Annotated in this window: 17 protein-coding genes and 2 tRNA genes; 6 read left to right on the top strand and 13 right to left on the bottom strand. The window is 71.7% G+C overall.

What is annotated here, in order from left to right:
- The first annotated feature begins 25 nt into the window (after nucleotides 1-25).
- Nucleotides 26-829 carry a histidinol-phosphatase gene (hisN, locus tag ACWH4W_RS11675; RefSeq protein ID WP_473075682.1) on the top strand — a complete coding sequence of 268 codons (804 nt, stop codon included), beginning with the start codon at nucleotides 26-28 and terminating at the stop codon, nucleotides 827-829.
- Between the two features lie 171 nt (nucleotides 830-1,000).
- Nucleotides 1,001-1,402: a CBS domain-containing protein gene (locus tag ACWH4W_RS11670; protein WP_473075681.1), complete on the top strand. Its 402-nt coding sequence runs from the start codon at nucleotides 1,001-1,003 to the stop codon at nucleotides 1,400-1,402.
- Nucleotides 1,403-1,474: 72 nt separating this feature from the next.
- Here ACWH4W_RS11670 and ACWH4W_RS11665 read toward each other — a convergent pair whose 3' ends face one another.
- Nucleotides 1,475-2,926 (bottom strand): catalase, encoded by a 1,452-nt coding sequence (locus ACWH4W_RS11665; protein WP_106412538.1) that lies wholly within the window; start codon nucleotides 2,924-2,926, stop codon nucleotides 1,475-1,477.
- Nucleotides 2,927-3,073: 147 nt separating this feature from the next.
- Here ACWH4W_RS11665 and ACWH4W_RS11660 point away from each other — a divergent pair, with 147 nt between their 5' ends.
- Nucleotides 3,074-3,490, top strand: a complete 417-nt coding sequence (locus ACWH4W_RS11660; RefSeq protein ID WP_473075680.1) for a Fur family transcriptional regulator — start codon at nucleotides 3,074-3,076, stop codon at nucleotides 3,488-3,490.
- Nucleotides 3,491-3,648: 158 nt separating this feature from the next.
- Here the strand turns inward: ACWH4W_RS11660 and ACWH4W_RS11655 are convergent.
- The 4 genes from ACWH4W_RS11655 to ACWH4W_RS11640 all read right to left on the bottom strand — a co-directional run bounded on the left by ACWH4W_RS11655 (nucleotide 3,649) and on the right by ACWH4W_RS11640 (nucleotide 9,579).
- Nucleotides 3,649-3,722: transfer RNA gene (locus ACWH4W_RS11655), tRNA-Met, on the bottom strand.
- A 732-nt stretch (nucleotides 3,723-4,454) separates the two neighbouring features.
- Nucleotides 4,455-6,272 carry a tetratricopeptide repeat protein gene (locus tag ACWH4W_RS11650; protein WP_473075679.1) on the bottom strand — a complete coding sequence of 606 codons (1,818 nt, stop codon included), beginning with the start codon at nucleotides 6,270-6,272 and terminating at the stop codon, nucleotides 4,455-4,457.
- Between the two features lie 222 nt (nucleotides 6,273-6,494).
- A tRNA-Met gene (locus tag ACWH4W_RS11645) sits at nucleotides 6,495-6,568 on the bottom strand.
- Between the two features lie 56 nt (nucleotides 6,569-6,624).
- Nucleotides 6,625-9,579, bottom strand: a complete 2,955-nt coding sequence (locus tag ACWH4W_RS11640; protein ID WP_473077476.1) for a UPF0182 family membrane protein — start codon at nucleotides 9,577-9,579, stop codon at nucleotides 6,625-6,627.
- A gap of 163 nt (nucleotides 9,580-9,742) precedes the next feature.
- Here ACWH4W_RS11640 and ACWH4W_RS11635 point away from each other — a divergent pair, with 163 nt between their 5' ends.
- Nucleotides 9,743-10,285: a PPA1309 family protein gene (locus ACWH4W_RS11635; protein ID WP_473075678.1), complete on the top strand. Its 543-nt coding sequence runs from the start codon at nucleotides 9,743-9,745 to the stop codon at nucleotides 10,283-10,285.
- Between the two features lie 9 nt (nucleotides 10,286-10,294).
- Here the strand turns inward: ACWH4W_RS11635 and ACWH4W_RS11630 are convergent, their stop codons facing one another.
- The 4 genes from ACWH4W_RS11630 to ACWH4W_RS11615 all read right to left on the bottom strand — a co-directional run bounded on the left by ACWH4W_RS11630 (nucleotide 10,295) and on the right by ACWH4W_RS11615 (nucleotide 13,576).
- Nucleotides 10,295-11,389, bottom strand: coding sequence for a YlbL family protein (locus tag ACWH4W_RS11630; RefSeq protein WP_473075677.1), 1,095 nt, complete (start codon nucleotides 11,387-11,389; stop codon nucleotides 10,295-10,297).
- Nucleotides 11,390-11,487: 98 nt separating this feature from the next.
- Nucleotides 11,488-11,652: a hypothetical protein gene (locus ACWH4W_RS11625; protein WP_473075676.1), complete on the bottom strand. Its 165-nt coding sequence runs from the start codon at nucleotides 11,650-11,652 to the stop codon at nucleotides 11,488-11,490.
- Between the two features lie 251 nt (nucleotides 11,653-11,903).
- On the bottom strand, nucleotides 11,904-12,362 hold the full coding sequence (locus ACWH4W_RS11620) for a molybdenum cofactor biosynthesis protein MoaE (RefSeq protein WP_473075675.1): 459 nt from the start codon (nucleotides 12,360-12,362) through the stop codon (nucleotides 11,904-11,906).
- Between the two features lie 101 nt (nucleotides 12,363-12,463).
- Entirely contained in the window at nucleotides 12,464-13,576 is a 1,113-nt protein-coding gene (locus ACWH4W_RS11615) for an SDR family oxidoreductase (RefSeq protein ID WP_473075674.1), read from the bottom strand.
- Nucleotides 13,577-13,768: 192 nt separating this feature from the next.
- Here ACWH4W_RS11615 and ACWH4W_RS11610 point away from each other — a divergent pair, with 192 nt between their 5' ends.
- Complete coding sequence (locus ACWH4W_RS11610) at nucleotides 13,769-15,244, top strand: zinc-dependent metalloprotease (RefSeq protein ID WP_473075673.1); 1,476 nt, start codon at nucleotides 13,769-13,771, stop codon at nucleotides 15,242-15,244.
- Nucleotides 15,241-15,768 carry an NUDIX hydrolase gene (locus tag ACWH4W_RS11605; RefSeq protein ID WP_473075672.1) on the top strand — a complete coding sequence of 176 codons (528 nt, stop codon included), beginning with the start codon at nucleotides 15,241-15,243 and terminating at the stop codon, nucleotides 15,766-15,768. Before ACWH4W_RS11610 ends, ACWH4W_RS11605 begins: the two co-directional genes overlap by 4 nt.
- 57 nt (nucleotides 15,769-15,825) lie before the next feature.
- Here ACWH4W_RS11605 and ACWH4W_RS11600 read toward each other — a convergent pair whose 3' ends face one another.
- The 4 genes from ACWH4W_RS11600 to ACWH4W_RS11585 form a co-directional block, all read right to left on the bottom strand.
- Nucleotides 15,826-16,581, bottom strand: coding sequence for an AIM24 family protein (locus ACWH4W_RS11600; RefSeq protein WP_473075671.1), 756 nt, complete (start codon nucleotides 16,579-16,581; stop codon nucleotides 15,826-15,828).
- 17 nt (nucleotides 16,582-16,598) lie between these two features.
- Nucleotides 16,599-17,279, bottom strand: a complete 681-nt coding sequence (locus tag ACWH4W_RS11595) for an AIM24 family protein (protein WP_290005880.1) — start codon at nucleotides 17,277-17,279, stop codon at nucleotides 16,599-16,601.
- Nucleotides 17,280-17,290: 11 nt separating this feature from the next.
- On the bottom strand, nucleotides 17,291-19,036 hold the full coding sequence (locus ACWH4W_RS11590; protein WP_473075670.1) for a TerD family protein: 1,746 nt from the start codon (nucleotides 19,034-19,036) through the stop codon (nucleotides 17,291-17,293).
- A 146-nt stretch (nucleotides 19,037-19,182) separates the two neighbouring features.
- Entirely contained in the window at nucleotides 19,183-19,779 is a 597-nt protein-coding gene (locus tag ACWH4W_RS11585; protein ID WP_106412551.1) for a M48 metallopeptidase family protein, read from the bottom strand.
- Nucleotides 19,780-19,959: the final 180 nt, after the last annotated feature.

Raw genomic sequence — 19,959 nt, 5'->3', positions numbered from 1 at the left:
GACCTCGGCCGATACCGTTCGTCACATGCCCGACTACCTCGACGACCTGCGTCTCGCCCATGTCCTCGCGGACGCCGCCGACGCCGCGACCATGGACCGGTTCAAGGCTCTCGACCTCAAGGTGGAGACCAAACCCGACATGACGCCGGTGAGCGAGGCGGACAAGGCCGCCGAGGAGCTCATCCGCGGCCACCTCCAGCGCGCCCGCCCGCGCGACGCCGTCCTGGGCGAGGAGTACGGCGTCGAGGGCACCGGTCCGCGCCGCTGGGTGATCGACCCGATCGACGGCACCAAGAACTACGTGCGCGGCGTGCCCGTCTGGGCCACGCTGATCGCGCTCATGGAGGCCGACGACGGGGGAGGCTTCCAGCCGGTCGTCGGCGTGGTGTCCGCCCCCGCCCTGGGCCGCCGCTGGTGGGCGGCGCGGGGTCACGGCGCCTATGCCGGGCGCAGCCTGTCCTCGGCCACCCGGCTCCAGGTCTCCCGCGTCTCGCGGATCTCCGACGCCTCCTTCGCGTACTCCTCGCTCACCGGCTGGGAGGAGCAGGGGCGGCTGGACGGCTTCCTCGACCTCACCCGCGAGGTGTGGCGCACGCGCGCGTACGGCGACTTCTGGCCGTACATGATGGTCGCCGAGGGGTCGGTCGACCTGTGCGCGGAGCCGGAGCTGTCACTGTGGGACATGGCGGCCACGGCGATCGTGGTGACGGAGGCCGGCGGCGCCTTCACCGGGCTCGACGGCCGCCCGGGCCCGCACAGCGGCAACGCCGCCGCGTCGAACGGTCTGCTCCACGACGAACTGCTGGGGTACCTCAACCAGCGGTACTGAACCGGCCGCGGCCGGCTCCCGCGCCCCCGGCCGGCCGCGTGCGCCCTCTTGTTGACCCCCGCTTTGCCTGCCACTCTGAGAGCCTCCCCCACTTGTGAACTTGTGAAAGCGCGCACGAGCGGGTCCGCCCGCCCGTGACCTCGTGCTTTCCGGTAGGAGGTGGCTCCATCCATGCTCGTCCGTGACGCCATGAGCACCGTGGTCCTCACCATCGGCCCCGCCCACACGCTCCGCCAGGCCGCCGCCCTGATGTCCGCGCGCCGGGTGGGCGCGGCCGTGGTCCTCGACCCCGACGGCACCGGCATCGGCATCCTCACCGAACGGGACGTCCTCAACTCCGTGGGTCTCGGCCAGGACCCCGACGCGGAGCGCGCCCACGCCCACACCACCACCGACGTCGTCTTCGCCACCCCCTCCTGGACCGTCGAGGAGGCGGCGGCCGCCATGACCCACGGGGGCTTCCGGCACCTGATCGTCCTCGACCGGGACGAGCCCGCGGGCATCGTCTCGGTCCGCGACATCATCCGCTGCTGGGCGCCCGTGCGGCAGCGGGTCCCGCAGGTGCCCGCCTGACGGCACGGGAACGGGCCGGACCCCCCGTGAGGGAGTCCGGCCCGTCGATCGACAAGCGGTCCAGCGCTGGAATCAGCCGCGCAGGGCCTGCACCGCGGCCTCCAGCCGCTTGCCGAAGTCCTCGTCGGCCTGGCGGAAGTTGTTGATCGCGCGCTCGGCGATGTCGTCGCGCGTCACGCCCGAGATGGCGTTCGCCAGGTTCTTCACCAGGCGCTCCTTCTCGTCCTCCGACATCAGCCGGTAGAGGTTGCCCGCCTGGACGAAGTCGTTGTCCTCGGCGTGGACGGGCGTGACCGACTCGCCGGTGACCCCGGTGACCGGGACGGGCTGCCACAGCGGGCGGTCCGTCTGGAAGGGGCCGCCGAAGCTGTTCGGCTCGTAGTTCTTCGCGCCCTTGTGGCGGCCGTCGTACAGGTAGCCGTCACGGGAGTGGGTGCGCGCCTCGGTGGCGTGCGGGCGGTTCACCGGCAGGTGGTCGGCGTTGATGCCGACGCGGTAGCGGTGGGCGTCGCCGTACGCGAAGAGACGGCCCTGGAGCATCTTGTCCGGGGAGGGACCGATGCCCGGCACGAAGTGGGCGGGGCTGAAGATCGACTGCTCGACCTCGGCGAAGATGTTCTCCGGGTTGCGGTTGAGCTCCAGCTTGCCGAACTCGATCAGCGGGTAGTCCGCGTGCGGCCAGACCTTGGTCAGGTCGAACGGGTTGAAGCGGTAGGTCGGGGCCTCGGCCGCCGGCATGATCTGGACGTAGACGGTCCAGGACGGGTACTCACCGCGCTCGATGGCCTCGCGCAGGTCGCGCTGGTGCGAGTCGGGGTCCTTGCCCGCGAGGATCTCGGCCTCTTCGGCGGTCAGGTTCTTGATGCCCTGGTCCGTCTTGAAGTGGTACTTGACCCAGAAGACCTCGCCGGCCTCGTTGTTCCACTGGTAGGTGTGGGATCCGAAGCCGTCCATGTGGCGGTAGGACGCCGGGATGCCGCGGTCACCGAACAGCCAGGTCACCTGGTGCGTGGACTCGGGCGACAGGCCCCAGAAGTCGAAGACGTTGTCCGCCTCCTGCGAACCGGTGTACGGGTCGCGCTTCTGGGTGTGGATGAAGTCGGGGAACTTGATGGCGTCCCGGATGAAGAACACCGGGGTGTTGTTGCCGACGAGGTCGTAGTTGCCCTCCTCGGTGTAGAACTTCACCGCGAAACCGCGCGGGTCACGCACCGCGTCGGCGGCGCCCAGGTTGCCCGCGACCGTGGAGAAGCGCAGGAAGACCTCGGTCTCCTTGCCGACCTCGGACAGGAACTTCGCCCGGGTGTACTTCGTGACGTCGGCGGTCACCTTGAAGGTGCCGTACGCACCGGCGCCGCGGGCGTGCACCACGCGCTCCGGGATGCGCTCACGGTTGAAGTGGGCCAGCTTCTCGAGCAGGAGCTGGTCCTGGACGAGGACCGGGCCGCCGACGCCCGCGGTCTCGCTGTTCTGGTTGTCGGCAACCGGGGCACCGGCCTCCGTAGTAAGCGGTCCCTGCGTCACGTGCGCCTCCTGCGTCATTTACCGACCAACTGGTCCCTTGGCCAAAGCCGAGCTCGATCCTACAATGGACAATGTCTAAGTCAAGTAAAGCTCCAAAATCGCATCCGTTCGGGGGCTCGACTCCCCCCTGCTGTTAGGCTGGTGCCTATGAGTGACCTTCTGGAACGACTTCGCGGACGCGGCTGGCGGATGACCGCGCAGCGCCGTGTGGTGGCCGAGGTCCTCGACGGCGAACACGTCCACCTGACGGCCGACGAGGTGCACGCCAGAGCTGTCGTCAAGCTGCCCGAGATCTCCCGGGCGACCGTCTACAACACCCTGGGCGAGCTGGTCTCGCTCGGTGAGGTGCTGGAGGTCGCGACGGACCAGCGGGCCAAGCGCTACGACCCGAACGCGCACCGCCCGCACCACCATCTGGTGTGCGCGCAGTGCGGGTCGATCCGCGACGTCCACCCGACCGGCAACCCGCTGGCCGACCTCCCCGACACGGAGCGGTTCGGTTTCACGGTGTCCGACGTCGAGGTGACGTACCGCGGCCTGTGCCCCGCCTGCGCGGCGGCGTAGCCGGCACCCAGGGCCTTCACGAAGCCCCGGCCACTTCCGAGCGACCGGGGCTCTTCGTCATGCCTGAACACTGGACGGTCATGCCTGAACACTGGACGCCTCGCCAGGGGAACGACCGAGGGCCGGAACCCTTTTGGGTTCCGGCCCTCGGCCATCAGTAGCGGGGACAGGATTTGAACCTGCGACCTCTGGGTTATGAGCCCAGCGAGCTACCGAGCTGCTCCACCCCGCGGCGATGTCCCCAACGCTACGTCAAGACGCCCGACGGAAGCAAATCCCTTCCCCGAGCCTGCCCGGGGCCCGCCCGAGCGGGTCACTCCCCTGGACTACGGGGCCGTTGCCGGCCCTGGGGCACGTCTCAGCGGACGCCTGCCTCCGGCTCCCTCCCCGGCGCCCCGCCTGAACCGTCCCTTCGGGCTTACGCGGACCGGCCCCCGGAGGCACCGGGAACCTGCCCGGGCCCAAGGGCGCGCCCCAGCAGGCGCCTGCCCCCGACTCCCTCCCCGGCTCCGCCAGAACCGTCCCTTCGGGCTTCACGTCGGCCGACCCGGCCCGGAAGCACCGGGAACCTGCCCGGGCCCAAGGGCGCACCCCAGCAGGCGCCTGCCTCCGGCTCCCTCCCCGGCGCCCCGCCTGAACCGTCCCTTCGGGCTTACGCGGACCGGCCCCCGGAGGCACCGGGAACCTGCCCGGGCCCAAGGACGCACCCCAGCAGGCGCCTGCCCCCGACTCCCTCCCCGGCTCCGCCAGAACCGTCCCTTCGGACTTACGCGGACCGGCCCGGAAGCACCGGGAACCTGCCCGGGCCCAAGGACGCACCCCAGCGGGTCCCGTCCCGGACCCCGGCCCGCCTGTACCCCTCGGCCGCCCGTACCCCTCGGCCGGCGCCACGCGCCGGCGCCTTCCCATCGGGGGCGCGCCTCCCTCGGCCCCCGATGCCCCGGGCGGGCCGCGCCCACCGGGGTTACGCGGAGAGTTCCTCCCGGAGGGCGTCGCGGAGGCGGGTGGCCCGCTCCTTGACCGCCTGGGGGCCCAGTTCCGCCGCGCGGTCGGCCCAGCGCTGGCCCTCCGCGAGTTCGCCCCTGCGGGCGTGGACCAGGGCGAGGCGCAGGGCCGCGCGGCCGTGGCCGGCGTCGGCGGCGCGGGTCCACCACACCACCGCCTCCGGCTCGCTGCCCTCCCGCGCCAGCAGCAGCCCCAGGTTGAACGCGCCGTTGCGCGAGCCGGCCTCCGCGGCCTCCCGGTACCACCGGGCCGCCTCCGTCACGTCGCCGCGGGCCGCGGCCAGCATGCCGACCCGCACCTGCGCCCGCCGGTGCCCCTGCGAGGCCGCCCGCTCGTACCACTCCTCGCACTCGCTGCGCCGGTGCACCGGCTCCCCCAGCTCGTGCGCGGGCTCCGGCGGGCGCCGGGCGTCCAGCACGGTCGCCAGCCGGTACGCCGCCTCCGCGCTGCCGCCCCCCGCAGCACACCGCAGGAACCGCTCGGCCTCGCCCTCCTCGCCGTCCCGCAGCCGGGCCATGCCGACCTGGAGCGCCGCCTCGGTGTGCCCGGCCGCCGCCGCCCGCTCGTACCAGCGCAGCGCGGCCCGCTCCTCGCCCCGCCCGGCGTGCAGGATGCCCAGGTTGAAGGCGGCGTCCACGCTGCCCGCCTCCGCGGCCTTGGAGAACCACGGCTCCGCGCCGGTCTCGTCCCCCGCCCGCAGCAGCAGGATCGCCAGCGCGTTCGCGGCCTCGCGGTGTCCGGCGTAGGCGGCCCGGCGGTACCACTGCTCGGCCTGGGTGGTGCGCCCCTGGTCGGCGCAGAGCAGACCGAGGTTGTACGCGCCGTTGATGTCGCCGGCGTCCATGGCGGCCCGGTACCACCGCTCGGCGGTCTGCGTCTCACCGCGCTCGGCGTGCAGGGCGCCCAGCGCGTTGGCGGCGTTGCCGTCACCGTCCTGGGCGGCGCGCAGCCACCACACGGCGGCGTTCTCGGTGTCCCCGGCGTCGCGCAGCAGGAAGCCGAGCGCGCACGCGGCGCGCGGTTCGCCGTCCTTGGCGGAGGTCAGGTACCAGCGGCCCGCCTCCTTCAGCTCGCCGCGCTTCTCCAGGATCGTGCCCAGGTGCAGCGCGGCCCGGCGGTGTCCGCGCGCGGCGGCCTGCCGGTACCACTGCTCGGCCTCCTCGACCAGCGCCGCGCCGTCGTCGCCGGAGACCCGAACGGCCTTGCGGTCCAGGGCGCGGGCGAGCCGGTAGGCGCCCTCGCGGTGCCCGCGTTCGGCGGCGGCCCGCATCCAGCGCTCGCTGCCCTCGGTGTCCCCCCGGTGCTCCAGGAGGTCGGCGAGGGCGTACGCGCCGAGGGTGTGGCCCTGTTCGGCGGACTGGCGCAGCCAGTACTCGGCGGCGGGTTCGTCGCCGCGCTCGCGGTGGTGGCGGCCGAGCGCGTGGGCCGCGGCCGTGGAACCGGCGACGGCGGCGATCCGCCACCATCCGGCGGCCTCGTCGGGGTAGCCCCGCTGATGCAGCAGGACGCCCAGGTTGTTGGCGGCGGCACGGTCGCCCGCGGCGGTGGCGGCGCGCAGATGGGGTTCGGCACCGTCGAGGTCACCACGGCGCAGCAGCATGGCGCCGAGGACGCTCATCGCCTCGACGTCACCGGCCTCGGCGGCGAGCCGCCGGCGCAGCTCCTCCGCCGCCTCGTCGGCCGGCTCCCCCGCGTCGTGGGGGGGTTCCTCCCGAGGGGAGGACTGCACAAAACGCCCTGACTCGAACAGAGTTGCCTTGTCCCCCATAACATCCATCGTCGCACCACCTGCAACCTGGGTACACCTGGTATACCGCAGTCAGTGAGGTCACTTCAGCGTTTTGTCGACATGCCCACAGAGAGACAAGTCAAACACAAACCGCCCAACTCCCGTCGGCGGCACGGCCGTCGGAAGAGCGGGCACATGCGTTCGCCCACCACAAAGGCCCGGATTCCCTGGGGAATCCGGGCCTTTGGTGTCGCTGTCGTGCGACGTCAGTAGCGGGGACAGGATTTGAACCTGCGACCTCTGGGTTATGAGCCCAGCGAGCTACCGAGCTGCTCCACCCCGCGCCGTTGTGCTGCAACCGTAGCACGGCGCGGGGTGGGCCTGTGACCAGGCCTCCTGGTCAACTGTTCGAGCGTGGACTCGTGCTCTGGTCGGCGCTCGGACTGCTCCGTGCGCCGCCGGCCCCGCCGGACTGCGCCTCCTCGGCCCTGCGCAACGCGTCCTCGAGGTCCTCCTGCGCCCGGCCGTAGGCCTCCCAGTCGTTGTTCTTCAGGGCTTCCTGGCCGGCCTCGAAGGCCTCCTGCGCGTCGTTCAGGGCCTCCTGGGCCGTCGAGGGCCGCTCCGTGCTCGGCGGGGGCGTGGTGCCCTCGTCCTCGCCGGTGCCCTCGTCCTCGCCGGTCCCTTCGTCGGCCGGCGGGTCGACGGGGGTGCCCTCGCCGCCGAAGACCTTGTCGAGCGCCTGCTCCAACGTGTCCTCGAACGCCGTCTGGCCGCCGTAGGTCACCAGCACCTTGCGCAGCAGCGGGTACTTCAGTCCACCACCGCGTACGTAGACCGGCTCCACGTAGAGCAGTCCGCCGTCCAGCGGGACCGTCAGCAGGTTGCCGTACTCGACCTCGGAGTCGCCGCCTCGCAGCAGCCTGATCGTCTCGGCGATGTCCTGCTGGGAGTTGAACTGGCTCTGCACCTGCTTGGGTCCGGAGACCGTGGTGCTGGTCGGCAGTTTCAGGATTCTGATCTTGCCGTAGTCCTTGGTGCCCGGATCGGCGTTGACCGCCATGAACGCGCTCAGGTTGTCACGGCCGTTCGGCGTGAACGTCGTGGTGAGCGAGAACACCTGCTCCTGCTGGTCCGGCATCCGCATGCTCAGGTAGTACGGCGGGACCGTCTCGCCCGTCTTGTTCGTCGGGTCGTCCGGCACCTGCCAGACCTCGCTGCCCGAGAGGAACGTGTTGGCGTCCTTCACGTGGTAGCGGGTGAGCAGCTCACGCTGGACCTTGAACAGGTCCTGCGGGTACCGCAGGTGGTCCATCAGAGCCTTGGAGATCTCGCTCCGCGGCTCCACGGTGTCCGGGAACGCCTTCATCCACGTCTTCAGGACGGGGTCCTCGGTGTCCCACTGGTAGAGCTTGACCTCGCCGCTGTACGCGTCGACGGTCGCCTTCACCGAGTTGCGGATGTAGTTGACCTGGTTCTGCTGGGCCACCACCGCGCGCTGGTCGTTGGTGGCGGTCAGCGAGTCGGCCGTGGTGTCGCCGAGCGTCGTCCGGGACGCGTACGGGTAGCCGTTGGTCGTCGTGTAGGCGTCGACGATCCACTGGATCCGGCCCTCGACGACCGCCGGGTAGGCGTCGCCGTCGATGGTCAGCCAGGGCGCGATCGCCTCGACGCGCTCCTTGGGCGTGCGGTTGTACAGGATCCGCGAACCCTCGCCGATGGCGCCGGAGTACAGGATCTGCGGCTCGCCGAACGCGACCGCGTAGGCGGCGCGGTTCACCGGGTTGTCCAGGTTGACGCCGCTGTCGCCCTTGTAGCTGTACGTCTTCTCACCGCTGTCGTCGGAGTAGTCGATCTCCTTCTGGGGACCGCCGACGATCGAGTACGTGGTCGTCCGCTCGCCGTAGTAGACGCGCTGCTCGTACGTGCCGAGGTCGCCCTTGGACGGCAGGTCGGACTCGGTGAACGCCGGGCGTCCGCCCGCGTCGGCGCTGGTGCCCTCGGCGGCGACGACACCGTACCCGTGGGTGTAGCGGAAGTGGTCGTTGATCCAGTTCCGCTTCGGGATGCCCGCGTAGTTCAGCTCGCGCAGGCCGATGACGGTGTCCTGCTCCTTGCCGTCCTTGGTGTACCGGTCGACGTCCAGGTTGGTCGGGAAGGCGTAGTAGTTCCTGATCTGCTGGAGCTGCTGGAACGTCGGGGAGACGACGTTCGGGTCCATGATCCGGATGCTGGCCGCGTCGGTGACGTCGTCCCGCAGCTTCGCCTGGTCCTCGGTCTGGGCGACGCCCGGGTAGTCGGTCACCTGCGAGTCGTCGATCCCGTAGGCCTCACGCGTGGCCTTGAGGTTCTTCTCGACGTACGGCGCTTCCTTGGCCTGCTCGTTCGGCTGGACCTGGAACTTCTGCACGATCGCCGGGTAGAGGCCGCCGATCAGGATCGCCGACAGCACCATGAGGCCGAAGCCGATCACCGGAAGCTGCCAGGTGCGCCGCCACAGGGTGGCGAAGAACAGCAGCGCGCAGATCACGGCGATGCAGAACAGGATCGTCTTCGCGGGCAGGTAGGCGTTCGCGTCGACGTACCGCAGACCGGTCCAGCTGTCGGTGGCCTTGAAGTCGCTGGACTTCACGGCCAGTCCGTACCGGTCGAGCCAGTACGCGACCGCCTTCAGGGCGACGAAGATGCCGAGCAGCACCGACAGGTGCCCGGTGGCGGCGGCCGTGGCGCGCGCGCCCGGGCTGGTGATGCGCAGCCCGCCGTACAGGTAGTGGGTGAGCGCGGCGGCGATCAGTCCCAGGACGGCGGCGGCGAAGCCGAAGCCCAGCAGGAACCGGTACCAGGGCAGGTCGAAGGCGTAGAAGGAGACGTCCAGGTTGAACTGGGGGTCCTTCTGGCCGAACGGCACGCCGTTGACCCACATCAGCCAGGTGCGCCACTGGCTGGACGCCGAGGCGCCCGCGATCAGGCCCACCAGCGCGGTGACGCCGAGCAGCAGCCACTTCTTGTAGGGCGCGATCCCCATCCGGTACCGGTCGAGGTTCTGCTGCTCCATCGACATGGCGCTCAGCGGCGGCCGCAGGCGGTGGGCCAGCCAGACGTTGAAGCCGACCGAGACGGCCATGAGCAGACCGAAGACGAAGAACAGCCCGATCTTGGTCCACAGGGTCGTCGTGAACACCGACGAGTAGTTGACCGATCGGTACCACAGCCAGTCGGTCCAGAACCCCGCGAACATGGTGAACACCATGCCGAGGACGGCAAGGACGCCCAGTGTCATGAGGAGGGTCCGGACCCGTCGGGACGGCCGGCCCACTCTGATCCGTGGCCCCGTCGGGCCTCCGCCGCGGTCCGGCATCTGGAAAGCCAAGGTAGGCACCTCGAAGTTCGCTGTTGATTCGTCGAGCCCGCGTCTTCACGGACCGTCGTGGTCCCCCGTGATCGTGGGCCCACACCTATGCAACTTACTCACCCTTTACTCGGTTCCCGATTCGGGCCGGGAACGAGAGAGGATTGTGACCATGTCCAACACACCCATGGCCGCGAACCCCCTCACCCGGGCCGTGCTCGAGATCGACGAGTACGTGTCCGGACTGGGCTGGGACCAGCCCGCCCGACTGTTCGCCCTCGTAGACACTGCCCGGCTTCGGGCGGAACAGCCCTCCCTCGCGGACCGCCTCGGCCTGGACGGCGGGGAGGAGTCCGCCGCCCTCACCCCGATCGAGCAGGAGGAGATCCCCGCGGGCAAGCCGCTCGACGAGTTCCTCGGCACCATCGCCTGGCCCGACGCGGTCACCGGCTGCGCCCTCAGCGTGGAGCGGCTGATGCTGCCGCCGTCCGCGGAGGCCGAGGTCCCGAAGGACCTGGACGAGGCCGCCCTCACCAGGTGGGTGGCGGAGCACCCGGAGCGTCAGGAGGTCCGGATGACGGTCGCGGTGCTGCGCGACGGCTCCCGTGAGTCGGCGCTCCGGCTGCGGGAGAAGGACTCCCCGACCGAGGTGCTCACGGGTTCGGACCTGGTGCCGGGTCTGGCCCGGGCGCTGACCGCGACGTTCGAGGAGTAGCCGCTCCGGTCAGGACGCGGTGCACGTCGGCAGGCCGGCGGTGTCGCCCGCCCGGATGTCCTTCAGGGCGTCCAGGGCGTCGTCCATGGTGCCGACCTTGACCAGGGTGAGGCCGTCGGGGGTGTCCTTGGCGGCGGCGGCGCAGTTGTCGGCGGGCGTGAGGAAGTACTCGGCGCCCTTGTCGCGCGCGCCGACCGTCTTCATCTCGATGCCGCCGATCGGCCCGACCTTGCCCTCGTCGTCGATGGTGCCGGTGCCCGCGACGAACGCGCCGCCGGTCAGAGCGCCCGGGGTGAGCTTGTCGTAGATGCCGAGGGCGAACATCAGTCCGGCGCTCGGGCCGCCCACGTCGGCGAGCTTGATGTCGATGGCGAACGGGAAGGTGTGGTCGGTCCCCGCCGAGATGCCGACGACGGCGCGCTCCTCGCCGGCGTCGTCGGAGGCCCGGGTGGTGACGGTGACCTCCTCGGTCCGCACCGCCGTCCGCTTCTCCTTCTCGGCGGCCGCCTGCTCCTTGGCGGGCACGACGGTGAAGACGACGTCCTCGCCCGGCTCGTGCTCGGTCACCAGCTCGGCGACGTCGGAGGGCTCCTTCACGGCCTTGCCGTCGACGGCCTTGATCACGTCTCCGGCGTGCAGCTTGCCCTCGGCGGGCGCGCCCTTGACGACCGTGGAGACGATCACCCAGGACTTCACCGGGATGCCCAGCTCCTTCAGGGCCGCCACCTTGGCGCTCTCCTGGGACTGGCTGAACTCCTCGGCGTTCTCCTGGGTCGACTCCTCCTCCGTCTTGCCGTCCGGGTAGAGGGTGTCGTGCGGGACGACCTTGGTGTCGTGCGCGAGCCAGCCGTACACGGCCTCGACGAGGTTCATGCGGTAGTCGGCGCTGGTGACCCGCACGGTGGTCATGTTGAGGTTGCCGTCCGCCGGGTAGGTCTTGCGTCCGGCGATCTGGAGCACCGGCTCGCCCTCGTGCTCACCCAGCGTGTTCACCGTCGGCCCCGGCGACATCTCCGCGTAGGGCACGGGGATGAAGACTCCCGCGCACAGGAGCGCGATCAGCATCAGGGTGGAGGCGAGCATCGTCACCGTACGGCGTGGCATGCAACGACAGTACGGGACGGACCTGTCAGCGCACCGTCAGGGCCGCCCGGTCGAGCGGCCCCGGCCCCACCGTCCGTCCCGGCCCGCGCTCTCCGGGCTCAGCGGCCCGCCCGCTCCTTCTCCATCGCCTCACGGAAACGGGCGTAGCCGATGAGTTCGGGACCGTCGCTGCGCACCTTGCGGGTCCGGTTGGCCCAACTGCCCCACAGTCCCGCTCCGATCACGGCCATCAGCGGAATCAGCAACCAGGCAAGAGCCGCCATGCCGACCTCCCAACCCCATGAGCGTCCGCCATACTGACTGATCAGCAGATTAACCATCCGCAGTGACCACGCTCACCTCAGGGGTGCGGTCACGCAACCGCACGGGACGGGCGCGCTCCGGCCTGTCCGGCGGATCCTGCCGGGCACGCGGGGCCGGGCACGCGTCCCCGCGGCGCTGCCGCCGGCCGGCCCCGCTCACCTGTGCCGCGCAGCTCTGCCGGTTTCCCCGGCTCGGTCCCGCCGGCCGGACCCTAGACGCCGACCCACTCCTCCGAGCCGTCGGAGAAGCGCTGGTGCTTCCAGATGGGCACCTCGTGCTTGATGTCGTCGATGAGCTTGCGGCAGGCCTCGAAGGCCTCGCCCCGGTGCGCGCACGACACGCCGACGACCACGGCGAGGTCCCCGACCCGCAGGTCCCCCACCCGGTGGGCCGCGGCCAGCGCCCGGACGGGGAAGTCCGCGACGACCTTCTCCGCGATCCGCCGCATCTCGTCCTCGGCGCTCGGATGACAGGAGTAGCCCAGTTCGTCCACGTCGGCGCCCCCGTCGTGGTTGCGCACGGTCCCCACGAAGAGCGCCGTCCCGCCGGCCGCGTCGTCGCCGACCGCGCGCAGGATCTCGTCCACCGACAGCGGGGTGTCACGGATCGCGATCAGCTTGACCGGGTCCTGGGCGGGCTGCTCACCGGGGTGGTCCGTCGTAGGTGCCATGGGCCCCATCGTGCCCCACCCCGCCGACCGGGCGGAACAGCGTCATCGCCCGGTACGCGCGCGTGGTGCCGCGGCGGCTCCCCCAAGGGGGTCCGTCCGCGTCAGATCCGCCGGCGCGCCTTCCGGGCCCGGCGCACCACCGCCGCGGCGCCGAGCAGCGCCACCGTCGCGCCCGCCGCGCCGGCGGCCGTCGCGTCCTTGCGGCCCAGGCGGCGGCCCGCGACCGTGTGCCGGCCGGACACCTCGTCGAGGAGCTGCTCGAGCACCTCCTCGTTGGTGTACGCGGGACGCCACCCGGCGTCGTGCAGCCTGCTGCCGCTGACCACCCAGGGGTACATCGTGTACGCCAGGTCCCCGGCCGGGGACGGGGTGAGCCCGATCCGGTGCAGCCGGGCCGCCGCGCCGAGCGCCACCGCCGACGGCAGCTCCATCCGCCGGATGCCGCTGAGCTCCTCGATCTCCTCCTGCTCCAGCCACCCGTCGCAGCCCACGGCCAGCTCGCCGTCGACCTTCTCCAGCACGGCGTACTCCAGGGCGCTGCACAGGTCGTCGACGTGGCAGAACTGCCACGCGGGCCGGGAACCGGCCACCACCAGCAACCGGGGCGACTCGAAGTACCTGGTCAGCGCGGTGTCGGTGCCGCCGACCAGCACGGCGGGGCGCACCACGGTGACGTTGAGCCCGGGGTGCGCGCGGGGCGCCCGGCGGCCCAGCCGCTCGATCTCCAGCAGGTCGCCGACGCCCGTGGCCTCGGCGGTGGCGCGCAGCTCCGCGTCCTCGGACAGCGGCAGCTCGTTGTCGGGCAGCGCCCCGTAGACCATGGTCGAGGTGCACAGCACCACCCGGTGCACCCCGGCGGCCGCGGCCGCGGTCAGCACCGTCTGCGTGCCGCGGACGTTGTAGGCCGTCCGGGCGGCCGCGTCGGTCTCCAGGTCCAGGTCGAGGGCCAGGTGGACGACCACGTCGGCGCCGCGCAGCCGCTCCGCGATCGCGGGGTCCCGGACGTCCAGGATGTGCCACTCGGCCTCGGCGCACTCGCCGCGCCGCTCGTCGATGGCGACGACCTGCTTGACCTCCTCCGACGCCGCGAGCCGCTCGGTCAGCAGGGCCCCGACGCCGGAGGCGGCACCGGTGACCGCCACGACGGGCCCGCGGGGCGGAGGACTGGTTGACTTGTTTCGCGCTGCGCGAACCTGCGGATCTGGGGAACTCACCGGGCGTCTCCAGCGGTTGTCTTCAGTACGAGCGCGAGCGACGCGTGCGTACCAGGTGGCATCCATCCTGCCGCAGGCTCTCTGTCGGCGAAGCACCGAGGCCCGAACCGTCTCAGGTGTCTACGCTGGGTGGTGTTGTCGGGCAGCCGTGCCGCCGGAAAGAACCGGTGGCCCTACAAGCCGAGGAAACCCGTGAGTGACACCCCATTCGGATTCGGCCTTCCGCCGGAGGAGCCGGACGACGGCGACGAAGGCAAGAAGAAGGACCCGCAGGGCGGCGGTGGTCAGGGCCCGGCCAACCCGTTCGGCTTCGGCATGCCCGGGGCGGGCGGATTTGGCGGACCCGGTGCGGACAATCCGTTCGCCGCGATGTTCGGGTCGATGAACCCGGGCGATCTGGGCGCCGCGTTCCAGCAGCTCGGCCAGATGCTCTCCTACGAGGGCGGACCGGTGAACTGGGACATGGCCAAGCAGATCGCCCGCCAGACGGTCGCCCAGGGAACCGCGCAGGGTTCCAAGGACGCCAGTGTCGGCCCCGCCGAGCGCAGGGCCGTGGAGGAGGCCGTCCGGCTGGCCGACCTCTGGCTGGACGACGCCACCTCCCTGCCGTCCGGCGCGCACTCCGCGGTGGCCTGGAGCCGTGCGGAGTGGGTCGAGGCGACCCTGCCCGCGTGGCGGGAGCTGGTCGACCCGGTCGCCGAGCGCGTCGGCAACGCGATGGGCGACGTCCTGCCGGAGGAGATGCAGGCCATGGCCGGCCCGCTGATCGGCATGATGCGCTCCATGGGCGGCGCCATGTTCGGCACGCAGATCGGCCAGGCCGTCGGCGTGCTGGCCGGCGAGGTCGTCGGTTCGTCCGACATCGGCCTGCCGCTGGGGCCGGCCGGCAAGGCCGCGCTGCTGCCGCTGAACGTCGGGACCTTCGGCAAGGACCTGGGCGTCCCGCAGGAGGAGGTGCGGCTGTACCTCGCCCTGCGCGAGGCCGCCCACCAGCGGCTCTTCGCGCACGTGCCGTGGCTGCGGTCGCATCTGTTCGGCGCGGTCGACGGCTACGCCCGCGGCATCAAGGTCGACACCGGCAAGCTGGAGGACGTGGTCGGCCAGTTCGACCCGCAGAACCCCGAGCAGCTGCAGGAGGCGCTTCAGCAGGGCATGTTCCAGCCGGAGGACACGCCCGAGCAGAAGGCGGCCCTGGCCCGGCTGGAGACGGCACTGGCGCTCGTCGAGGGCTGGGTGGACGCGGTCGTGCACGCGGCGGCCAAGCCACGGCTGTCGTCGGCCGACGCCCTGCGGGAGACGCTGCGGCGCCGCCGCGCCTCGGGCGGCCCGGCCGAGCAGACGTTCGCCACGCTGATCGGCCTGGAGCTGCGTCCGCGCCGGCTGCGTGACGCCTCGCGTCTGTGGGCCTCGCTCACCGACGCGCGCGGGGTCGACGGCCGGGACGCCCTGTGGCACCACCCGGACATGCTGCCGACGGCGACCGACCTGGACGACCCGGACGGCTTCGTGCACCGGGAGCAGATCGACTTCTCCGAGCTGGACAAGATGCTCGGCGAGGCCGCCGACAAGCCCGGCCTGCGCAAGAAGGACGCCGAGGACACCCAGAACCCCCAGGGCGACGGCGAAGGCGGCAAGGGCGACGAGAGCAAGGGCGACGGCGCCGAGTGAGCCTGCACGACGACGCGATGCTGGTCCTCAAGGCGTACCAGGACCAGCCCGGGCTCAGGGACGCCTATCTGGAGCACCTGGCCGCGCATCAGGACGGCCTGTGGAAGGCCTGCGGGGCCGGCCACCTCACGGCGAGCGCGCTGGTGGTCGATCCCGAGCGCGGCCGGGTGCTGCTGACGCTGCACCGGAAACTGCGGATGTGGCTCCAGACGGGCGGCCACTGCGAGCCCGGTGACGCCACGCTCGCCGCGGCGGCACTGCGGGAGGCGACCGAGGAGTCCGGTGTCGCGGGTCTGACGCTCCTCCCGGGCGGTCCCGTGCGGCTGGACCGGCATCCCGTACCGCCGCCCTGCCACTGCCACTTCGACGTGCAGTACGCGGCCCTGGCCACGCCGGACGCCGTCCACGCGGTCAGCGACGAGTCCCTGGACGTGCGCTGGTTCCCGTACGACGAGGTGCCGGACGTGGCGGACGACTCCGTCGTGCGGCTGCTCGACGCGACGCGCGCGAGGCTCGGGGCCTGAGAAGTACGCCGGGGCCGCACCCTCTCGAGGGTGCGGCCCCGGCGCATCGGTGCGCGCTCAGCTCCAGACGTTGCCCTGGTTCTGGCCGCGGGCGCCCTGCTGGCCCATGCCGTACTGCGCGGCGAGGCCGGAGCCGGTCTGGGCGTTCTGCGGCGGCAGCAGTTCACTCGGCTGGACCAGCGCGAAGCCGTTGCCCATGAAGCTGAGCTCCCAGCCCTCACCGGTGTTGCCGCGGCGCCGCCACACCCCCGAGGAGTGCGTCTGGGCCTGCATCTGCACGCGCAGCGAGGTGGACCAGGCGACGATCGCGTCGGCGTCGCAGTTGACGTACTTGTCCGGCGTCACCTGGAGCAGCAGCGGCATGCCGGAGGTCATCAGCGCGACCTTGCCCCGGCCGGTGATGTTGAGCTGGTACTTCCCCGAGCCGGAGATGCCGTAGAGGCTGTCCACGGCGATGACCTCGTGGTGCAGCGAGGAGTCCATCGCGAGGACGTAGCTGCTGTCGACCGTCAGGCCGTCCGGCTCCACGTCCATGATGTGGATGCGCTGGGCGAGGTTGGCGAGGTAGACGGTGCCCTGCCCGTGGCAGCGCATCAGGTCGAGGCCCTCGCCGGTGTGCGCCCGCGCGTGTGCCCCGCTGTTGCTCTGGTACTCGGCGTCGAACTCGACGAGCCCCTGGTAGGCGACCATGGCGCCCTTGCGGGCGAGGACGTCCTCGTGGCCGTCGAGGGCGACCCGGAGCATCTGCTGGTTCTGCAGGCTCCAGCGGTCCTGGGTCTGCTGCTCGTTGTACGCGAAAAGCGGACTCTGCATGGTGTGCTCGCTCCCCCTCAGCCCCGGATCCGGAGACGGTCGGTGCTGTCCTCACTGGGCTGGACGACGACGATGCCCTGACCGGAGAAGGCCATCTGGTAGGCCTCGCCGCTGCCCCGGCCGATCAGCGACTGGGCGCGGAAGCTGCGCTTGCCCTTCACCTTGAGGTTCGGGGACCAGGCGACCAGCGCGTCGGGGTCGACGTACGTCTCGTCCTCACCGCCTCCGCAGTCGACGACGATCGGCTTGCCGCGCGAGGTGAGCGCGACCCAGCCCTGCCCGGAGATCCTGGTGTTCCACAGGCCCTGCCCGGCGAACTTCGCCAGGCCCTTGACCCGCTCCACGCCCCAGGTGAGGTGCGCGTCGAAGGCGAGCAGGTTGGTGGCGTTGACGGAGATGCCCTCGCCGTTGAGGTTGATCACGACGACGTTGGCCCCGTAGTCGGCCAGGTAGAGCAGACCGTCGCCGGAGCACTTCATCAGGGGCGCGCCCTCACCGGTGAGCCAGTCCTTGGCGATCTGGCGGACGGCCGGCGGGTTGGGCTCGTACTGGACGAAGCCCTCGTAGGCGACCATCGAGCCGACGCGCGCGAAGAGGTCGTGCCCGGTCTGCATGGCGACCTTCAGCATGTGGTTGCCGTGGTTCTCCATGCGGGCGGTGACGGGGGCGGGGGCGTAGCCCGCGAGTGGCTGGTTCATGACGGGCTCCCTCAGATCTCGTACGGCTGGACGACGATGAAGTTGCCGGGCGCTCCCCGGAACTGCAGGTTGACGCTCTCCCCCGTGGCGCCGGGGTAGGAGTTGCGGCGCATCCGGACCTGACTGGAGACGACCACCTGGGCGGCGGCCGACCACGCGACGACGGCGTTGGCGTCGGCGAACGTGGTGGGCGTGACCGGCAGCACCACGGGCGTGCCGTGGGTCTTGACGACGATCGTGCCGGTGCCCTGGAACTGCATCGTGAACAGCGCCCCGCCGGGGATGCCGTGCCCCTCGATGCGGCGGACCTCGTACTGGAGGCCCTCGTCGAAGGCGAGGACGTTCTCCGCGGAGACGCACACGGCGTCGCCCTGGAGTTCGATCGGGTGCAGCATCGTGGAGTTCTCGGCGAAGAACACCTGTCCCTGGCCGGTGCAGCGCATCAGCTGCATCTCCTGGCCGGTGGCGTTGCCGACGATGCGGCCGGTGAATCCGGCGCCCTTGTAGCTGAAGTCGACCTTGCCCTGGTAGAGCACCATGCTGCCCTGCCGGGCCAGCACGGCCGTACCGCCGATGCTCAGGTCGGCGCGGACCAGCTTCTTGTTCTGCTGGGTCCAGCGCTGTCCGGTGGGCGTCTCCTTGAACTGCTGGAGCGCGCCGAGGACGCCGGCCGCCTGCGGGGCGCCCTGCGGCATCCCCTGGGGTGCGCCGTAGGAGGCCTGCTGGTGGGGCACCTGACCGGGCGGTACCTGTCCGGGCGGCGGCTGCTGGCCGTAACCGGGCGGCGGCGCGGGGGCCTGGGGCGCGGCGGGCGGCTGGCCGTAGCCGGGGGGCGGGGCAGGGGCCTGCGGCGGGACCGGAGACTGGCCGTAGCCGGGGGGCGGGGCAGGGGCCTGCGGCGGGGCGGGCGGCTGCCCGTAGCCCGGAGGCGGCGGGGGTGTCTGGCCGCCGTAGGGAGCGGGCGCCGGGGCCGGGGGCGGCACCGGCGAGCCGCCGGGCGGTGTCTGCAGGGGCGCCACGATGGTCGGCGCGGCGTGCACCGGCGGCGGGGCGGGCGCGGGAGGCGGCGGGGGCGCGAACCCCTGGGCGGCGGGCTGCGGCGCGGGGGCGGGGGCAGGCGCGGGGGCGGGGGCAGGCGCGGGGGCGCCGAACGCGGGCGGGGCGGCTTGCGCGGGTGGCGCGAAACCGGGCGCGGCCTGCGGGGCCTGCGGCTCGACCGCGGGCTCGTCCTCGGCCACCTCGCCGCCGAAGTTCCGCAGCAACGCGTCCAGCCCGCCGTCGAAGCCCTGTCCCACGGCGGCGAACCGCCACACGTCCTTGAAGTAGAAGTCGCCGAGCATCACGGCCCGCTCGGTGGAGAACTCCGAGCCGCTGAACGGGTACCGCGCGACCTCCTCGCCGCCGGCGACGATACGGATGTACCCGGGACCGATCTGCGACATCTGCCCGGCGCCGTCGATGGTCGCCGTGAAGGACAGCTTCTTGATCCGCTGCGGGATCCGGTCCAGCGTCACGCGGAAGGATTCCGTGTCGCCCGCCTGGGCGCCCAGCAGCTGGATGGACTCCTCGGGGGACTTCGGCTGGTTGTAGAAGATGAAGTACCGGTCGTCGGAGAGCCGCTCGTCGGCGTCGAGTCCGAAGCAGCTGATGTCGAAGCCGAGTCCCGGGCCGGAGATCTGTACCCCTACGTACAGGTCCGTGCCTGCGGTGAGGTCACTGATCCTGGCCTTGTGGCCGCGTTGGAATTCCCTGGCCATACGTACGACCGTCCCCCATCCCGTATGTGAGTGCGTCGCGCCAGGCTAACCGCAATCCCCGACACCGGAAGAAGTCGGTACAGACCCGGTACACAGCGCGCAGGCGCCCTCGCTCCGCGTTCACTCCGGGCGGCTCGGGGCGGCGGTCACTCGTCCCGGGCGCCGGGGACGTGCGGCAGCCGGTCGGCCGCGACCACGCCCTCGAGGTAGCCGCGGGCCCGTTCGGTCCGCGGGTACGCCTCGAGCAGCCGCCAGAACCGGGGCCCGTGACCGGGCACCAGGAGGTGGGCCAGCTCGTGGCAGAGCACGTAGTCGACCACGTACTCCGGCATGCCCTGGAGCCGGTGGGACAACCGGATGCTGCCGTCGGACGGGGTGCACGAACCCCAGCGGGTGTTCTGGTTGGTCACCCAGCGCACCGAGCGGGGGCGGGCCCGTCCGCCGAAGTACTGCTCCGACAGCCGCTGGGCGCGCTCGGCCAGCTCGGCGTCCCCGAGGGTCCGTCTGCTCTCCTGCGCGGCGAGCTTGTCGAGCATGACGCGCACCCAGCGCTGCTCCTCCGCCTCGGACATCCGGGCGGGGATGAGCACGACGGTGCGATCGCCCTCGCGGTACGCGGAGACCGTCCTGCGTCGGCGGGCACTCCTGCGGACCTCGATCGCGCTCGCCCGTGAGCCGTCCGTCGGCTGGCTCTTCGCGCTGCGCTGGGACGTTCCGGCGCGGTGCAGTGGGTCGGCGGGCACGCCCCGACGGTACCCGGTGGACCGGGGGAAGTCCCGGCTCCGGGACGCTTCTCCGACGATCCCGCCACCGGCCGCCGGATTTGTACGATGAATTCGGTCACCTGTGGACAACTCTAGACGGCCCCTCGGCGGCTCCGGGCATGCTGGCAGCGCCGGCCGGGACCCGCGGCGGACCCGGCC

The sequence above is a fragment of the Streptomyces sp. DSM 120436 genome (genome assembly GCF_055778765.1).
The sequence above is the reverse complement of the archived record's forward strand: the minus strand, read 5'-3'. Positions and strand labels throughout refer to the sequence as shown.